13 protein-coding genes are annotated in these 17068 nt (G+C 49.7%); 6 read left to right on the top strand and 7 right to left on the bottom strand.

The window, feature by feature from the left end; translation table 11 throughout:
• The first annotated feature begins 121 nt into the window (after positions 1 to 121).
• The 5 genes from ABEB26_RS12255 (at position 122) to ABEB26_RS12235 (ending at position 4763) form a co-directional block, all read left to right on the top strand.
• Positions 122 to 589 carry a hypothetical protein gene (locus ABEB26_RS12255; protein ID WP_345722299.1) on the top strand — a complete coding sequence of 156 codons (468 nt, stop codon included), beginning with the start codon at positions 122 to 124 and terminating at the stop codon, positions 587 to 589.
• Positions 573 to 2213, top strand: coding sequence for a HAMP domain-containing sensor histidine kinase (locus ABEB26_RS12250; RefSeq protein ID WP_345722298.1), 1641 nt, complete (start codon positions 573 to 575; stop codon positions 2211 to 2213). Before ABEB26_RS12255 ends, ABEB26_RS12250 begins: the two co-directional genes overlap by 17 nt.
• Positions 2214 to 2233: 20 nt before the next feature.
• Positions 2234 to 2890 (top strand): response regulator, encoded by a 657-nt coding sequence (locus tag ABEB26_RS12245; protein WP_345722297.1) that lies wholly within the window; start codon positions 2234 to 2236, stop codon positions 2888 to 2890.
• Between the two features lie 68 nt (positions 2891 to 2958).
• Complete coding sequence (locus ABEB26_RS12240; protein WP_345722296.1) at positions 2959 to 3921, top strand: ABC transporter ATP-binding protein; 963 nt, start codon at positions 2959 to 2961, stop codon at positions 3919 to 3921.
• Complete coding sequence (locus ABEB26_RS12235) at positions 3921 to 4763, top strand: ABC transporter permease (RefSeq protein ID WP_345722294.1); 843 nt, start codon at positions 3921 to 3923, stop codon at positions 4761 to 4763. The genes ABEB26_RS12240 and ABEB26_RS12235 overlap by 1 nt, the downstream gene beginning before the upstream one ends.
• Before the next feature lie 54 nt (positions 4764 to 4817).
• On the opposite strand, the gene ABEB26_RS12230 is transcribed toward ABEB26_RS12235, so the two are convergent.
• The 4 genes from ABEB26_RS12230 to ABEB26_RS12215 all read right to left on the bottom strand — a co-directional run bounded on the left by ABEB26_RS12230 (position 4818) and on the right by ABEB26_RS12215 (position 10067).
• On the bottom strand, positions 4818 to 5822 hold the full coding sequence (locus ABEB26_RS12230) for a homoserine dehydrogenase family protein (RefSeq protein WP_345722293.1): 1005 nt from the start codon (positions 5820 to 5822) through the stop codon (positions 4818 to 4820).
• Between the two features lie 399 nt (positions 5823 to 6221).
• Positions 6222 to 7088, bottom strand: coding sequence for a polyphosphate kinase 2 family protein (locus tag ABEB26_RS12225; RefSeq protein ID WP_345722292.1), 867 nt, complete (start codon positions 7086 to 7088; stop codon positions 6222 to 6224).
• Positions 7089 to 7144: 56 nt separating this feature from the next.
• A complete protein-coding gene (locus tag ABEB26_RS12220; RefSeq protein ID WP_345722291.1) occupies positions 7145 to 8224 on the bottom strand; it encodes an ArsR/SmtB family transcription factor in 1080 nt (359 codons plus the stop codon).
• A gap of 298 nt (positions 8225 to 8522) precedes the next feature.
• Entirely contained in the window at positions 8523 to 10067 is a 1545-nt protein-coding gene (locus ABEB26_RS12215; RefSeq protein ID WP_345722290.1) for a CHASE4 domain-containing protein, read from the bottom strand.
• 226 nt (positions 10068 to 10293) lie between these two features.
• Here ABEB26_RS12215 and ABEB26_RS12210 point away from each other — a divergent pair, with 226 nt between their 5' ends.
• Positions 10294 to 10689 (top strand): response regulator, encoded by a 396-nt coding sequence (locus ABEB26_RS12210; RefSeq protein ID WP_345722289.1) that lies wholly within the window; start codon positions 10294 to 10296, stop codon positions 10687 to 10689.
• A 200-nt stretch (positions 10690 to 10889) separates the two neighbouring features.
• Here the strand turns inward: ABEB26_RS12210 and ABEB26_RS12205 are convergent, their stop codons facing one another.
• From ABEB26_RS12205 to ABEB26_RS12195, 3 genes are all read right to left on the bottom strand, one after another.
• The gene (locus tag ABEB26_RS12205; protein ID WP_345722288.1) at positions 10890 to 12791 is read right to left on the bottom strand and encodes a lamin tail domain-containing protein; all 1902 of its coding nucleotides are present in this window, start codon (positions 12789 to 12791) and stop codon (positions 10890 to 10892) included.
• Between the two features lie 246 nt (positions 12792 to 13037).
• On the bottom strand, positions 13038 to 14642 hold the full coding sequence (locus ABEB26_RS12200) for a gamma-glutamyltransferase family protein (protein WP_345722287.1): 1605 nt from the start codon (positions 14640 to 14642) through the stop codon (positions 13038 to 13040).
• 325 nt (positions 14643 to 14967) lie between these two features.
• A complete protein-coding gene (locus ABEB26_RS12195; RefSeq protein ID WP_345722286.1) occupies positions 14968 to 17040 on the bottom strand; it encodes a glycosyltransferase family 39 protein in 2073 nt (690 codons plus the stop codon).
• Between the last annotated feature and the right edge of the window lie 28 nt (positions 17041 to 17068).

Here is a 17068-nt window from a genome sequence, read left to right as displayed (position 1 = left end):
CGTACTTAAGGACGAGGCTCGGTTGCAGATTTTACAGTTCCGATTGGCCCCAGATTCGGATGTATAATCCAACAGCCTCATTTATAGTAGGATTCAAGCTTTGTAGTCGTTGGAGGATACCATGCTTCAAGCTCAATATAGCAGTTGGACTGGCAGAAAACTTGAAATTCGCAGCGCCTATGCCAACCAAATTACGGTTGAATTTAAAGGTTGGCGTGATAACGCTCAATGGCAAATAGAGCAAACAACCTACACCCTCAGCCGCGCCAAAGGCAAGGGCTATCCGTTGGTGATTAGCGCCAATGGCCAAGAGTTGATGCGGGTTGCCCGAGTGAGCATGTGGAAAACGACACTTGAAGGCCATTATGCCAACCAACCCTTACGCTTCGAGCGCCCTTCAATCTGGAAAAGCGGCTATCACGTGTATCTCAATGGGTTGATGATCGGTGAGGTTAAAACTGAAGGTTTTTGGCAACGCACCATGAGCGCCAATTTCAATAGCCCCCAGCCCTACGATTTACAGCTTGGCTGTTTGATGTTGGCAATCGGCATTTGGCGACGTGAGGCGGCGAGTGCAGCAGCAGCGTAAATTAACCCTCGTTCAACGGTTCGGGCAGCGCTTTGGCACGCTACGCTGGAAACTCACATGGTCGTATGTGTGGATCAGCGTAGCGTTGACCTTGTTGATTAATGGTTTGGCGTTTGGTTTAGTGATGGGCGCAGCTCCACCGCTCAATGCCCCCGCCCTGCTCAGCGCTGCCCAAAATCATGCCGCTGAGTTCAGCGAGGTTTTGCAAGAGCCAAGCGATCAGCGCACAATCCAACAATTATTACGCTATCGCTTTGGCTCGTTACGTGGCCAATTTCTGCAAAATAACCTTGAATTAGCGATTAGTAATACGATTAATAATTCACCTAGCGATCTCTCGCAGGAAATTATTTTGATGCCCGCTGAGGTATTTTTGCCTGAAGCAACCAATGTGTTTAGCGAGAGCTACCACCTGTTGTTGCTTGATGCGCAAGGCAATGTACTCGGTGGAACCTTTCCCAGCCTTACTCCGGCGGGCCAACCATGGAATGATGTGGTGGTTGGCAATGATCGGCGGGTTGTGCAGGCAGCACTCGCTGGGAGCGACGATATCGATCAATTAACTTGGAAGTATGGGAATTATTTAGTGATTGCCACACCAGTTCGCGATCAAGCCAACCAAGTAATCGGGGCATTGTATGTACGTTCGCGGCCACTCAGCCAAAATCAAGTGATTGTTGCATTGTTGATGTTTGTTATTTTTATTGCTAGTTCAATTATTTCGATTATTGCCAATGCCTTAATTGGCATGGTCTATGGCTGGTTTGTGGCCCGTAATTTTGTGCGCCGTTTGGTGCAACTCACCCAAGCTACCGATAGTTTGGCCGCAGGCGATTTGAGCGTGCGGGTTAACGATGGATCGATCGATGAAATTGGGCATTTGGCGCGGCGCTTCGACAGCATGGCCCAACAGCTTGAATCAAATGTTAAAATGTTACGTCAATTAGCCGATCGTAATGCTGCCTTAGTTGAGCAAGCTGGCCAATTGGCAATTGTTGAGGAGCGCAATCGGTTGGCTCGCGATTTGCACGATAGCGTCAGCCAAGAGCTATTTAGCGTCACGATGTTGGCGGCGGCAGCACGGAATTTATTGCCCAACCAGCCTGATAAAGCGCGTAACCAAGTTGAACAACTCAGCCAAATGGCCCAACGCGCGTTGCACGAAACCCGTGGCTTGATCTTCGCGCTCCGGCCTGCGGCGCTCGGCGATCAAGGCTTAGTTCCAGCGTTACGTCAACTTACCGAAGAGGCAGCCCGTCGTCAAGGCTTGCAGATTGAACTTAATACCAACGGCGAACGGCGCATTCCCTTAGATCACGAACAGGCGCTCTATCGGATTTGCCAAGAAGCTTTGGCCAATGTTACCAAGCATAGTGGCGTGAACAGCGCCAACGTGAGCCTTGAATATGAAGCCCATCGCACAATTTTAGAGGTGCGTGATCGTGGCCGTGGCTTTGATCAAGATAAACCACGCAATTCGCACTCATTGGGCTTGATTAGCATTCAAGAACGCGCCAAAGCAGTTGGCGGCACAGTTGAATTGACTGCCGCGACAGGCCAAGGCACAAGCCTACGCATCGTTGTACCACGAACCCAAACTGGGCTACTAGTTGAGCCACGTTGATAACCAAGAAGGAAAGCACCATGCAAGAGCAGATTCGAGTTGTTTTAGTTGATGATCATGTCGTGGTACGGGTAGGTTTACGGGCCTTCTTGGATACCCAGCCAGATATTGAGATTGTGGGCGAGGCCGCTTCGGGCGAAGAAGGCGTACAGGTTGTCAGCCACGTCTTGCCCGATGTGGTACTGATGGATTTGCTGATGCCTGGGATTGATGGGGTCGAAGCAACGCGTCAAGTGCGCGGAGCCTCGCCACATACCCAAGTGATCGTGTTGACATCGTATAGCGAAGATGAGCGAATTTTTCCGGCGATCAAGGCTGGAGCACTCTCGTATTTGCTCAAAGATGTTGGGCCTGATGCCTTGGTGGCAGCAATTCGGGCAGCGCGACGAGGCGAGGCCACCTTGCACCCGATGGTTGCTTCACGCCTGATGACTGAACTTACCAGCTCACGCCGCTCACCCTTGGACACCCTGACCGAACGTGAACGCGAAGTATTGACCTGTATTGCGCGGGGCATGAGCAACGCCGAAATTGCCGAGCATTTGGTAATCGGTGAGCGCACCGTCAAAACCCATGTGAGCAATATTTTATCCAAATTACACCTGCAAGATCGAACTCAAGCAGCGATTATGGCCTTACGCGAGCGCTTAGTGCCGCTTGATGACGAACAAAAATAATCAATCCTTGCAACAATATATCGATTGTTAACGTTGTATCAACACCGCAGCTAGATTAGGAGCATTGTATGAGTGGAATCGCAATTACTGCTGAAGGACTAACCAAAGTCTATAAAAAAATCCCGGCAGTTAATAATTTAAGTTTACATATTCCTGAAGGCACGATTTATGGTTTTTTAGGCCCGAATGGTGCAGGTAAAACCACCACTATCCGCATGTTATTGGGGCTTATTCGACCGACTGCTGGTAAGGCAACCATTTTTGGTCATGATATTTTGCATGCTCGCAAACATATTGCACCTTACGTTGGGGCAATTGTCGAATCGCCAGCATTTTATACCTATATGTCGGGCTTAGAAAATTTACGGGTTCTAGCCCGATCAGGTGGTCAAGATTTACCACAATCGCGCTATGATGAATTAATTGAGTTTGTAGGCTTGCGTGGCCGCGAAAAAGATAAAGTTAAAACCTATTCATTGGGCATGAAACAACGGCTTGGGGTTGCCGCAACCTTGCTCAACGACCCCAAAATTGTCTTCCTCGATGAACCAACCAACGGGCTTGATCCGGCTGGCACAGTCGAAATGCGTAACTTAATTTTGCGTATGGGCCAAGAAGGTCGCACGGTGTTCCTGTCAAGCCACTTGCTCTACGAAGTTGAACAAGTTTGTTCAGATGTGGCGATCATTCAAAAAGGTGTAACAATCAAACAAGGCCGAGTACGCGATCTGCTGGCGACCGAAGGCGGCCCGGGCTATGCGATCGAAGCTGCACCATTTGAACGCGCCATGGCTGTTTTACAAGAATTACCACAATTAAAAGCTCATAGCTTCGACCACCATTGGATTAACATCAACGCTGAGCCGCAAGATGTGCCGCAGGTTATGCGCAAATTGGTGCAAGCCGATGTTGACGTATTTCAAGTGGTTGTACGCCAGCGCTCGCTCGAATCGTTGTTCTTGGAAATTACTGGGACTGGCGGCGCGACAGCCCACCAACCCTTGGCTGAAGTTGTGGTAGGAGGTCGCTAATGTGGAATTTATTTCGGGCTGAATGGACTAAAACTTATAAACGTCCAGCCAATATTGGGCTATTGCTAATCACCTTGGCAATTATCTTGATCACTTTTGTTGCCCAAACTGGGATTGCCTTATACAACGGTAAAGAAGACACTATTGGCTGGGCAGGTGCTCAATTTGCGATGATGTTTCCGAATGGATTTCTCTTCCCTTCGATTATTTTGAGCGCAATTGGCTCAATGTTGGCCGTGGTGTTTATGGGCAACAGCATTGGCTCAGAGTACAGCCGGGATACATGGAAAGTGCTCTTACCACGCCGCGCCCGTCGTAGCGATTTCATCATCGTTAAAATTGCCATCTGCTTACTCTTTATGATTTGCTTGATCATCATTTCGCTGATTTTCGGCCAACTGATGGGATTGATTGGCGCAGCAATCTTGGGTGGTACGCTCTTTGATTTCGATAGCTTTTCGCTGGGAACTTTGCTGAAATCGTTGATTCCAGTCTTATTGCAATTAGTTGTCTTTTCATCGATTACCTTGTTGGTAACCATGGCAGGCCGCTCGACGATTATGGGGATTGTTTTTGGGATCGTTGGCAACACGATTTTCAACCTTGCAATGAGCTTTTCAACCTTGGCAGCCAAAATCTTACCAAATGCTCATATCAGCAACCTTGAAGCCAATTGGTTATACACTGGCGATGAACAAAAATTAATGTTTGAAGGAGTCGATCGGGTCTTTGGCACGCATATTTCATTAAGCACCAGCTTGATGGTAGTGGCAGCCTATATCTTTGGCTCAATTATGTTGGGAATTCTCTTGTTCCAGCGGCGGGATATGGCAGGTCAATAGTTTACAATTATCAAGCGGGTTTGAGCCGTGGTCTTCGTTGACCACGGTTTTTGTTTAACGTAAGGCCAAGAGATCAAACAAGACTGCTGAGGCGGTCACTTCAACCCCTGCTCCAGGTCCGCGCACCACCAACGGGCGCTCTTGGTAGCGGTTAGTCGTCCAAGCGACCATATTATCTGGCCCTTTGAGCGAACCAAGCGGGCTATCTTTGGCGACTGCTTGCAAGCCAACTCGTGCACCTTCAGGCGTGATCGCCGCAACATAGCGCAAGGTTTGGCCTTGAGCAACGGCCTCGGCTTGGCGTTGGGCATAACCAGCATCAAGTTGATCAAGCTGCGCCATAAATTCAGCAATGCTCAAATCAGCAAATGCAGCTGGATACAATGGCTCAATCGCAATATCGCTCAAGTTCCATTGATAGCCCAAAGTTCGCGCCAAAATCAAGGCTTTACGCGCCACATCAACTCCGCCCAAATCATCACGCGGGTCGGGTTCCGTCCAGCCCAATGCTTTGGCTTCACGTACAGCCGCCGAATAAGGCTGACCTTGTTCGATCGATGAGAGCAAAAAGCCTAATGTACCACTCAAGCAGCCTTCGATTCGCTGAACCTGATCGCCAGTGTCGCGCAGTAGATTGGTGGTCACTACAATTGGCAAGCCAGCCCCAACCGTAGCCTCATAGCGGGTGCGGCGTTCAGCAACCAAGGCTTGAAACAAATTTAAATCTTCACACAACGGTTTTTTATTGGCCAAGACCAAGCTCATTCCACGCCCAGCCAATTCGACTAACTGAGCTGCATTGGCTTCGGCGGTAGTGTCGGCCACCAAACAGCCAGCCGGCAAGGCGGCTCGCCAATCGCCGCTGGTGCCCTCGGGCAAACTAGCTAGGGCTGCACCTTGAGCTTTGGCTGCTGCCACCGCCAACCAGCTTTCGTTGCTCAACGGCCCAACCACATACCCAGAACGATCAGCCACCAAGGCAAGGTTGAAGTGCAGCAAGGCTTGAGCTAACACCGCCCGACCGACTCCACCAAAGCCATAAATTGCTAAATTGTGCATCGTAGAGCTTCCTTAATCTGATGTGTCGGGCTTAGAGATTCTCGATTCCAGCAGGGATGAATGCTAGTTCACCACCCTTCCGTCCCGCCTCAAGGCGGGAAACGCAGGGGCTTTAATCCCCCTACACACCCTCAAGGGCATTTATCGGCAGTCACGGATCAGCTGATAAACTAAAGGATGCTTGGCTCGGAAGGGAACCCGATTACTTTAGGATTTGCATCCCCTGCTCCTAAATCATGATGTTTGAGCTACAGATATGCAGCAAAGCATCTAAAACCGGTTTGTTTGCGAGAACCCATAAGCCTTAATCTGATGTGTCGGGCTGTATTGTACGGGTTAGCCAGCTATTTAGGCAAAAAACGCTGAGTACTAAAATCAAACTTGGCGCAAATTCGATATTTAGTTTTCTTTGCGCTGCTTTTTGAGCAACTTGCGCACTTTTTCTTCTTCGGCAATCACTGCCTCAACCGCTTTGGCCGAGAGTTTACCAGCATCAACCAAAGCATAGGCTCCCGATCGATCGAGCACCAAGGTATTAGCGTCGTCAAATTCAAACGGCATATCTGCGACCAACATTTCAACCACCGCCTTGAGAATCGCAATCCGTGTCCAGCGTTTGTCGTTAGCGGCAATTACCTGCCAAGGAGCGTTTTCGCTGGATGTTCGGGCTAGCATTTCATCAATGGCAATTGCATATTCCGACCATTTCTCACGATTGCGCCAATCTTCTTCGGTTAATTTCCAGGTTTTCAGCGGATCATTTTCGCGCTCACGAAAACGCTTTTCTTGCTCGTCGCTCGAAATATGCAAGAAAAATTTCAAGACTGAAGTACGATCGTTATGTAAAATTCGCTCAAAGTCATTGATTTCGCCATAGGCTTGGCTCCACTCGCGCATCGTCGCAAAGCCTTCAACCCGCTCGACCAGCACGCGGCCATACCATGAACGGTCAAATAAGACAATCTGGCCATCACGCGGCAGGTGATTCCAAAAGCGCCAAAGATAATTGTGGGCGCGTTCTTCGGGTGTGGGTGCGGCAATTGGGTGCACTACAAACCCACGTGGATCAAGCGCCTCGGTCAGGCGTTTGATTGCGCCACCTTTGCCGCTAGCATCCCAACCTTCAAAGACCAAAACCATACGATGACCAATTTGGGTCACGGCGCGTTGCAAGCGCAACATTTTAAATTGCAAATCGGTGAGTTGGCGCTCATAGCTTTTTTTGCCCAAATGCAACGATAGATCAACTTGATCAAGCAGCGACATTGCAAGCTCCTTTAAAAGCAAAACGCTCCGTTGTAGCGGAGCGTTGGCTGGTCGATTTAGACAAATTCACGCAGGCGAGCGGAAATTTCTTCAATCCGTTGACGATTGATCGAATAATATTTTGCACCCTTGTCGCGGCGAACATTCAACACACCTGAAGTTTCCATCAGCTTTAAGTGGCGCGAAACTGCCGATTGATGAATATCGAGCAAATTGACAATTTCTTGGGCATACAATTCGCGACCATGCAACAAGGTCATAATTTGCAAGCGCGTTTTATCGGCCAAGGCTGCCAATGGCTGATATAGGCTTTGAGTGCGTTCAGTTTGCTCATCACCTTCGGCTGGAGTAGTGCTGCTATTATAAAACACCGTGAGTAATGATCCATTGAAAAGAAACGACAAGTATGGCCCAATATATTGCGATGGTACAAAACGCACGGTACTAATCGTGCCAAGTCGTTCATGAATATGGTCAGGCAAGCGGCGGCCAGTTACTCCAGCAAATAAATCGCGGAAGTTGACGCTATATTGATGAGTGCGATGATAATGGGCATTACGTTCGCGGCGAGCTTGTTGCAGTTCATATTGCTCACGATAAATTCGATCCCAAAAACGCTGAATGGTTGAGACCAACAAATCGCGCCATTCGGTTGGCTGTTGCAATAATTCAATCAGCTCATCGGTATCGACCGGAAACTGCATTTTTGCCAATAACTCTTCTAATTGCTCTTGATCGGCAATAATTTCGGCTGGCGTATGCAATAATTCAACATCAGCATTAGCGGCAGTGCGTTGCACAATTTTATGCACCATGGCGGCACATTCTTGGGCTGAAAGCGCCTTGAGATCGTCAATCAAACCATTAAAATCGTCGTGACCAGCAGCACCTGGCTGCAAAATTTGGCCTGAGACGGTTTCGACTACCACATAGGGATAAACGCCCATGCGCATTGCCAGCTGAATATCGTGGCGTAAGCGCGGGGGCACACTCGCAGCAGCCTCAACCAGCCATGCATCCAAGCCTTCAAAATCGTGGACAATTCCAATCAGACCCATTGTCGAAAGCAGATCCAACCCAAGTGATGGGACAAAATCAACTTTAAATGCCGGTTGAGCGCGAACGAGTTCAGTCATAACCATCGACTCCTACTTTTAAGATGCGTTCCCACCATTTGGGGTGATCGAGCTAGCGTATACAATCCCTGCATGAGGGAGCATACTCCCCCGCATTCGACAACGCTCTGAAAGATGGGTTATGCAGGCTTGTACATTTTAGCATATTCTCGGTAACTTGGGCTAGACGCTGAATTAAGCTTAACTAAGGCTTGATATTTGCATAGGGTTGCCACACCCAAGCCCACTCCTACAGCGGCAAGCGCGGAATTGAGCGAACTGATTATCAGCTTTTTGGCAGTGGAAATTTAACTTAGGGTTAGCGGAGTGCTGCTTGCATGCCAGCAGCCAGCGTTTGATAGATCGCAATTTGGCCGAGATCGATATTGGCAGCAACAATTTCTTCGGCAATTGCCGGATTTGCTCCGGTCAGCAACAAGCGTGCCCCAAGCAATTGCACCGCTTGAGCAGTTTGGCCGAGCGCAACCGCTGCCCGTTGTTCAAGCTGCGAAATCCCAGTGAGATCGAGGATAACCGTGCGAGCACGATAGGTTTCAATCCCTTGCAAAATTGTGGTTTGCAAACGCTCAGCTCGATTCAGATCGATTTGGCCGATCAAGGGCATGGCCAAAACCTCACGCGAAACCGGAATTAACGGCAAGGCTTGTTCGGCCAAGCTTTGCTCTTGGAGTTCGAGCAAGGCTGCTTGGGTTTGTAATTGGGTTTGCTGATTTTGTAGCATTTCGGCTTGCAGGGCGCTGCGTTTGGCCTCAGCCGCCAGTTGTTCGCGCTGGGCGACGGCTAACGAATCAAGTGCTTGATTGACAGTTTTAGCCAACAAGCCGAGTTCGTCGGGACTCGCAAAGTTAATTTGATGTTGATCAGGTTGAGTGGGATCGATCTGGCGTAAATCGCCAACCATCGAGGTTAGTGGATAGAAAATAAAGCGCCGCAAGGCCCAAAAGAGGCTCAACAACCCTAAACAGCCAGCAATCCCCACCACGCTGGCAATTAACCAGAAGGTGCGTTCACCTTGAATATAAATTGTACGGGGCAAGGCTAAAGTTGCAACCAACAAGGGTTTGTTATCGATCGATGGAAAAACCACAAAACCCTCAAGCGTATTATCGTTGAAAGCACGCGAAACCAAGCGCTGCTCATTGGCCAATTCGCTGACCACCTGCTGCCGTGTTGGTGCAAGCAAGCGATAATCACTCAATTCAACCGGTAACAAGGTTTGGTAATTAATCCGATCAACCACCTGTTGATCGACCATCCGACCATAAATCAATGTGCCACGCGCTGGGCCTTGAGCATCGCTGGTAAGAATGGGTCGTGCCGCCAAAAGCCATAGTTTAGTGCCAGCTCGTACCACGCTGGTCGTGCCTTGATCAAGTTGGGGATGATTGAGTAATTGGGGATAGAAATTGTTGATATCAAAAAACTCAAATGGCACTGCCACCGACTTCCGTTGTTGCGAGTCATAGGTTTTGGCAAACACAATTGTGCCATTCTGATCGGTATAGAGCATTGCTTGAACATTATACAGCTCAAAAATCTCGTTATTAGTATTTTCTTCAATATACGTGGGCGTGCGTTGATTGATAAAATCGTATGATTCATCCCAAGTTGCCATCGACATGACCAAGGCATCGATCTGAGCAAGCTCGCCATCAATCGCTCGCCGAACCCGTTCAAGATGATCTTGCATTTCCTGTTGTTCAGCAAAAAGACTTGAGCTATTGACAATGTAGCGCAGCGGAATCAACAAAACCAGCACAACAATCAGCATAATGCCTAATAAAGCAAGACTGATTTTGCCACGAACACTTTTATGCACATATTGCTGATAGGCTGCTTTCATCGCTGAACTTCCTTATGCCATCGTTGGCTTTGATGCGAATTGGAATGCAAAGCATAAAATTGTAGTTAGGCTAACTATACACCATCTCAAAACCACCTTTCGGGTTAGGAATATCACCCGAAAGTAACTATTTACAGCTAGGACTTCATGGTATACAACAACACTAGAGTATCAATCATTGGTAGCGATTTCACTTAATCGTGCCGATTGACAGCAGGAGCAAGCTATGCACATTCTAATTGTCGATGACGACCAAGACAATCGCACGATCCTCACTACCCGCTTGCAACGGCGCGGTTTTCAAATTAGCACCGCCAAAACTGGGATTGAAGGCTTGATGCTGGCTTTGCAATTAAAGCCCGACTTAATTTTGATGGATATGTCGATGCCCGAATTGCATGGTTGGGGTGCAACCGCCCAGCTCAAGGCCTCCCCGCAAACTCGTTCGATTCCGGTGATTGCGATTACTGCCTATACCCTCGCTGGTGATCGCGAACGCTGTATGGCGGTTGGTTGTGATGCGTATGTTGAGAAACCTATCGATTTTAATCACTTGATCGCAACAATTCAACGGGTGGCCGAGCGCCATAACATTGCGCTTGAGATCAAGCTAGGTGGATAGAAGTATACCCACCTAGACATAGTATACCAACATTCAACCACGATGCTAACTGCTTGTGGCTATGGTTGGGGATAGTAGGCAACAAACATTCATCATGCGACTTGTGTAACGTGCATTATACACCGTCCTAGCCTCATGCTTATGCTTCGTCACTACACAACCTCTTGAATTAAACATCACATTTAAGCTGCTGCCCAGGGCTATTTGCTAGCCCATGGCAAGAATACTTTGTACTGCTGAGCAATCGGCGTATTGGTGATGGTTGACGTGTTCGTCACTGTCGATGTCGCCGTATTGGTTGGCGTGTTCGTCGCCGTGCGCGTTGGCGTTGCCGTATTAGTTGGCGTATTCGTCACTGTCGATGTCGCCGTATTGGTTGGCGTGTTGGTTGCCGTTGGAACAACTGGCGTGTTCGTCGCAGTCGCCGTACTGGTTGGCGTAGCCGTATCGGTCGCGGTTGGTACAACTGGCGTGTTGGTCAAGGTTGGCGTAGCTGTATCAGTTGGGGTAGCCGTATCCGTTGGTGTATTGGTGGGCGTATCGGTCGCGGTTGGGGCAACTGGCGTGTTGGTCAAGGTTGGCGTAGCTGTATCAGTTGGCGTGTTCGTCGCTGTATTGGTTGGCGTATTGGTTGCCGTCGATGTCGCTGTATTGGTTGGCGTGTTGGTCGCCGTTGGTGTCGCCGTTGGCGTAGCGGTTTCGGTTGGTGTATTTGTTGGCGTATTGGTCGGCGTATTGGTCGGCGTAGCAGTTGGATTGGATGCTAACACCGTGTAGCTATAATCATCGGGATCGTCGTTGAAGCCCCGCACATGTTGGCCAAGCGGATTCACATATTGGCCATTATTATGCTTCAAATAGGCTGAGGACGAGCCATCTTGAGCAATCACTCGATAAAAAATTGTCGTGCCAATTGGCTGAGCCGGAATGCTGGCCTGCCACAAATCGTAGCTATGGCTTGGCTGGCTGCGAAAACTTGCAGTCAACGATTTAATCCGTGTCATTGGCAGCGTGGTTGAATTCGCTCCATCCCAATAGCGTAAGCTAACGGTTTGCACATCAAGCGCATCGGTTAATGCTGAAATCGTTACAGCCGTGGTTTCGTTAATTGTGCCGCTAGCACTATGCAAGAAGCTATAGCTCTCACCTGGCACAAGCTCAAGCTGTGGATTTTCAGCGGTAGCACTATGATAAAGCTGATCCCACAAAATATTGTTGTCGCCACCAAGCACGATTGGAGTACTGGTTGGCGTATTAGTCGCAGTATTCGTTGCGGTATTGGTCGGCGTGTTGGTCGGCGTGTTGGTCGGCGTGTTGGTCGGCGTATTCGTTGCAGTATTGGTTGGTGTGTTCGTTGGCGTGTTGGTCGGCGTGTTCGTTGCAGTATTGGTTGGTGTATTCGTTGCGATTGAACAGCTTAACGTAGCGCTGGCAGTGTTACGTGGGTTTGGCGTAACTACGCTAAATTCAGTTGCATTATTATCAGCATCAACACAGGGATTGGTACGCATAACGCTGGCAGTAGCACTGGGTGCGCCAGTTGGCCCACTGCCTTCAAAATAACTAGCGGTCGTCCCAAAACCAACCAAATCGATAATTTGGGCTTGTTGGGTAGCATTACATTGAGTAGTATTGTTACCGCATCCTAAAGCTGTGGTTGTATTAGCAAGAATAATTTTACCAGCTGCAGCAGCTACTGCGGTTGAACCTGTTGCATCTGGCGTAGGTAAAGAAGAACCAGTACCACCACTACCTAATTGAATCAAAAAATATTGACCAGGCGCAATTGAAACATTAGGTAAGGTTACAACTCCTCCAAAAACCCCTGTGGCAGATGCATATTGAATTGACCAACCATTCAGTGAAGCAGGGGTATTACTTAAATTAAATAGTTCGACAAAATCATGAGTATAGGTAGAACCACCACTACTCCCACCCCCATAAACCTGGCTAATCACGACAGTGCTTGATGCAGCAAACGCGGGCTGAGCATTGGTCTGCGGCAGCATCCAAGCCAACAAGCCTACCAATAAAACACTCAATAATGAACCGACCCGAGCACGATCAACAGTCAGCAACGACCGCAATGAGCGCAATTGCATACCAACACTCTCCAAGACACAGATGTGGCTAAAACGTAAGGATCACGAACGATCTTGCCACGCTAGCTAGCTCAACGTCAATGCTATTTAGTCCTATCAATGACCTAGTTCTGTGGGCGATTCTGGGCGTGATCGATGGTGATATGAGTTGATAACTAATTGAATTTTAGCCCTTTGGAATGCAAAAAAACAGCTATAGCCTTGCCATAGCTGTTTGAACTAGGTTAGCTCTAGGACTAGTGTAATTTAGAAGCCCAAGGCACAACCATCGGCTCGCATATCACTGCCACCAATCAACGAGCCATTGGGCAAGCGCCAGATAATTTGGCCGCGCCCAAACATGCCACCTTCAGCATGAATCTCGACATCGTGGCCCATCGCGCGGAGTCCTTCGGCAATAAATTGGGGCACGCCATATTCCAAATAAACTTTGCGGCCAGGACCAACTTGCCAGCGCGGTGCATCAAGGCTAGCTTGCGGATTAAGCTGCCAATCGACGCGGTTTAAAATCATTTGGGCATGGCCTTGGGGTTGCATCGCGCCGCCCATCACGCCAAACGGCCCAACTGCCTCGCCATCGCGGGTCAAAAACGAAGGAATAATCGTGTGGAAAGGGCGTTTATTGGGCGCTAAAACATTGGGGTGCTGCGGATCAAGCGAGAAGTTCGCGCCACGATTTTGCAGGGCAATCCCAGTTTCAGGCACAACCACGCCTGAACCAAAGCCCATATAGTTCGATTGAATAAAGCTGACCATCATGCCGTCGCCATCGACCGCACACAGATACACCGTACCACCTTGAGGCAACTCACCATGCTGCGGATCAAGCGCATACTCGCCAATCAAGCTGCGGCGGCTAGCAGCATAGCGCTTAGAAAGCAATTGTTTGGTTGGCACTTCCACATGCTCAGGATCAGCAATATAGCGATAGGCATCAGCAAAAGCCAATTTCATGGCTTCGATTTGCATATGATACGATTGGATGGTATCGCGGGTGGTATGACTCAGATCAAAGCCTTCTAAAATATTCAGCGCCATCAACGCCGCCAAGCCTTGACCATTCGGCGGAATTTCCCAAACTTGATAACCACGATAGCTGGTGCTAATTGGCTCAACCCAGGTGCTGGTATGCTGGGCTAAATCGGCGGCGCTGATAAAACCACCAGTTTGCTGCGCCCATTCGACAATTTGCCCCGCCAATTCGCCAGTATAAAAATCATCAGCGCCAGTTTGGGCGATGCGGCTCAAAGTACGCGATTGTCGCCGCGAACGCCACATATCGCCAGCTCCAGGCGCACGCCCACGGTAGGAAAAGGTGTTGAGCCAAGCACTGGTCGCGGGGTCGGTCATGGCTTCGTAGCGCCGCAAAGCCAAATTCCAATAGTGCGAGACGATGGGCGTAACCGCAAAGCCATCTTCGGCGGCACTAATTGCAGGCAGCAGTACTTCTTCAAAATCTAAGCGCCCAAAGCGTTGATGCAGATCGCGCCATGCTCGCGGTGTACCAGGCACAGTCACACTCGGCCAACCATAGGCTGGCATCTTTTGATGGCCCGCTTGGAGCATGGCTTCAAGGCTAATTGCTTGCGGCGCACGCCCTGAGCCATTCAGGCCATGTAATTTGCGGCCATCCCAAACCAACGCAAAAGCATCACTGCCAATGCCGTTGGATGTCGGCTCGACAACCGTCAACATTGCTGCGGCTGCGATTGCTGCATCGACCGCATTGCCACCACGTTCAAGCATCGATAAGCCTGCCAAAACCGCCTGTGGCTGGCTGGTCGCCACCATCGAGCGCCGCGCAATTGCTGGCATGCGCCGTGAGCTATAGGGTAAATCGATCAACTTCATGGGTTGCTGCCCTCGGATGCTAAATTTAAAAGCTGCTTCTTGCCTCTATCGTTATTCAGTTTAAATCATTTGGATTACAGACTAGTTAATCAATCAAGGTTATTGGCAACTTGGATTCTGAGTGATCACCACCCTTCCGTCCCGCCTCAAGGCGGGAGACGCAGTGGGCTTTAATCCCCCTGCACCCCCTCAAGCACAATCAGGGGTGAGCACAAATCCATCAATAAACCACAAAATCCATTATCGCTATCAATCGCCTTGCGATCCAACCAAGGTTCGATTGGAATAATTACGACTCTATCAGAAATATGGCCTCACCAAAAACCTATTCTACAATAATCCAATCGACGCGCAGCCCCAAATCGCGTCCATCGGGGTTGGTCGGCTCCAGATCGTGTGGTACAAAGGTGCTGCTGCTGCGTAATTCAATTTCTAATGCTAGGTTGCGCAAACTATTTGGCAAAGCAATTTCATGGGTCGTCCACGCTGAATCGATGGCGATTTCGGCTAAAAATTGCCCATTAGCAAACACCTTCAAGGTTGGCGCAGCTAGGCTAGTTGGGCGTTGGCTAGCAATCCGCAAGCGCAGCACATTGGCATCGGCAGGCGCGTGCAACCAAACCCTAGCCTGCTCAGCAAACCAGCGGCTACCCTCTTCGGCAACATACCAATCATCAATCAAGCCTAAATCGAGGCCATTGCCCAAATCGAGCGTGCTGGTGATGGGAATAAATTGCATTCGCTGGAGCGACCATGCTTGCAAATCCTCGGTTGAACTGGTTTCGTAGGCCAATTCAGCCTTGGCCGCCTCAAACTGACCTTGCTGGCGCAGATAATCGCCTAGCAACAAATGGGCATAAGCGTGGGCCGGCAAATAGTCAATCGCCAAGCGCAATTGCTCTGCACCAACGTTGGGCTGCTGGCTGACAAAGGCGATTCGCGCCAACAACACCCGGGCCAAGGCCGATTCAGGATCGTAGCGCAAGGCATTGCTGGCCGCCGATTGGGCCTCAAAAATTGCCACGCCCGAGCTAGCTTGCTCGTTCATAGTAGCTGGCAAGGCCTTCGCATCAGCTAAATAGTGCTCGGCCTGCCACAAATACCAATGTTTTTGGCCCAAACGCCAAGCCTGTTGGGGATAATTGGCATAGCTCAAACTTAGAGCTACCACGCTTGCGCCGGTTGCCAGCGCCAACCATTGGCGTGGTCGCGGCCAAGCCCAGCGCAATTGATGGATTTGCCAAGCAGCAGTGGGCAAAAGCACAGGCAATAACGGCAAACGATAGCGATATTCCACATGAAACAGGCAGGCCGTAAACACGGTATAGCCAACCCAAGCCGCCAACAGCAGCTTAAGATTACGTTCGCAGGGCAGCGACCACATACCAGCTAAGCCCAAGCCAATTAGCAACAACCACCAAGCATCGCCCAAGATCAAACGCAGCCAAACTTCGCTAGCTGGTCGCCAAATTGCTCGTCGCGCCAGCAAATCGTCGCTATGCTCTAAGCCCCAACTATGCCAAAATTCACGTCCAACCTTGGCTAAAAACCAATCAGGGTTTTGGGTTATCGCCGCGATACCTTGTTGCGAAGCCAGTTGGCTACGCTCAATTCGCGCATCGCCCATTGCATATAACTCAGCTTTAACCACATCGCGGCCACGTGGATCGTTATCCAGCCACAGGTTTTCCTGGCCAGTTGTATCAATCAGAATAAAACCATCATAGGTCAGGGCATTGCGAATTGTCCATGGGGCAAGGGTCAGCAGCGTTGCGGCCAGCAAACCGAGCATCTGCCGCCAGCGTTGCGGGTTCTCGCTGCGCCAAAGTAACAACAAGGCCAATGGCAACAACGGTAATGCCACCGAGCGAATTAAGCTCACAACGGCAATCGCCACGCCAGCGGCAATACTCCAGCGCAATTGCGGGCGGCGCAAAGCCAAAATCAACAAGCCAAACACCAGCATTAAGCCTGCCAACGTGACGGTTTCACTGAGCAATTCGGTCGCATTCAAGGCTAGGGTAAATGAACAAGCAGTCAAGCCAGCTGCGATCAAAGCCAAATCGTTGCGGCGCAGCAACAGCCGTGCCCACCACCAAACCAAAGGAATTGTGGCGGTGCTAATCAGAGCATTAATTAGCCGCAAGCCCTGCAAATCGCCATCGACCAACCAAACCAGTGCTGCTAAACCCAAAGGAAACAGCGGTGGCCGCATAAATTGCAAATCGTAGTATTCTTTGCCTTGGGCTAAGGCAATTGCCAAATCCAAATATTCGCGCTCATCGCCGCCCAGTGGCCGAAATTCATGCCAATGCCACGCGGCCAGTCGCAGCCCCAAGCCCAAACTCATCAGGCCAAAAAGAATCGCAAAGGTGAGCCAAGCACGCTGCAAACGCATAATCATTCCATCAATAGCCATGCACCAG

The organism is Herpetosiphon gulosus, assembly GCF_039545135.1.
GTDB classification, from domain to species: Bacteria; Chloroflexota; Chloroflexia; order Chloroflexales; family Herpetosiphonaceae; genus Herpetosiphon; species Herpetosiphon gulosus.
Note: the sequence above shows the minus strand (reverse complement) of the source record. Positions and strands in the feature narration are given on the sequence as shown.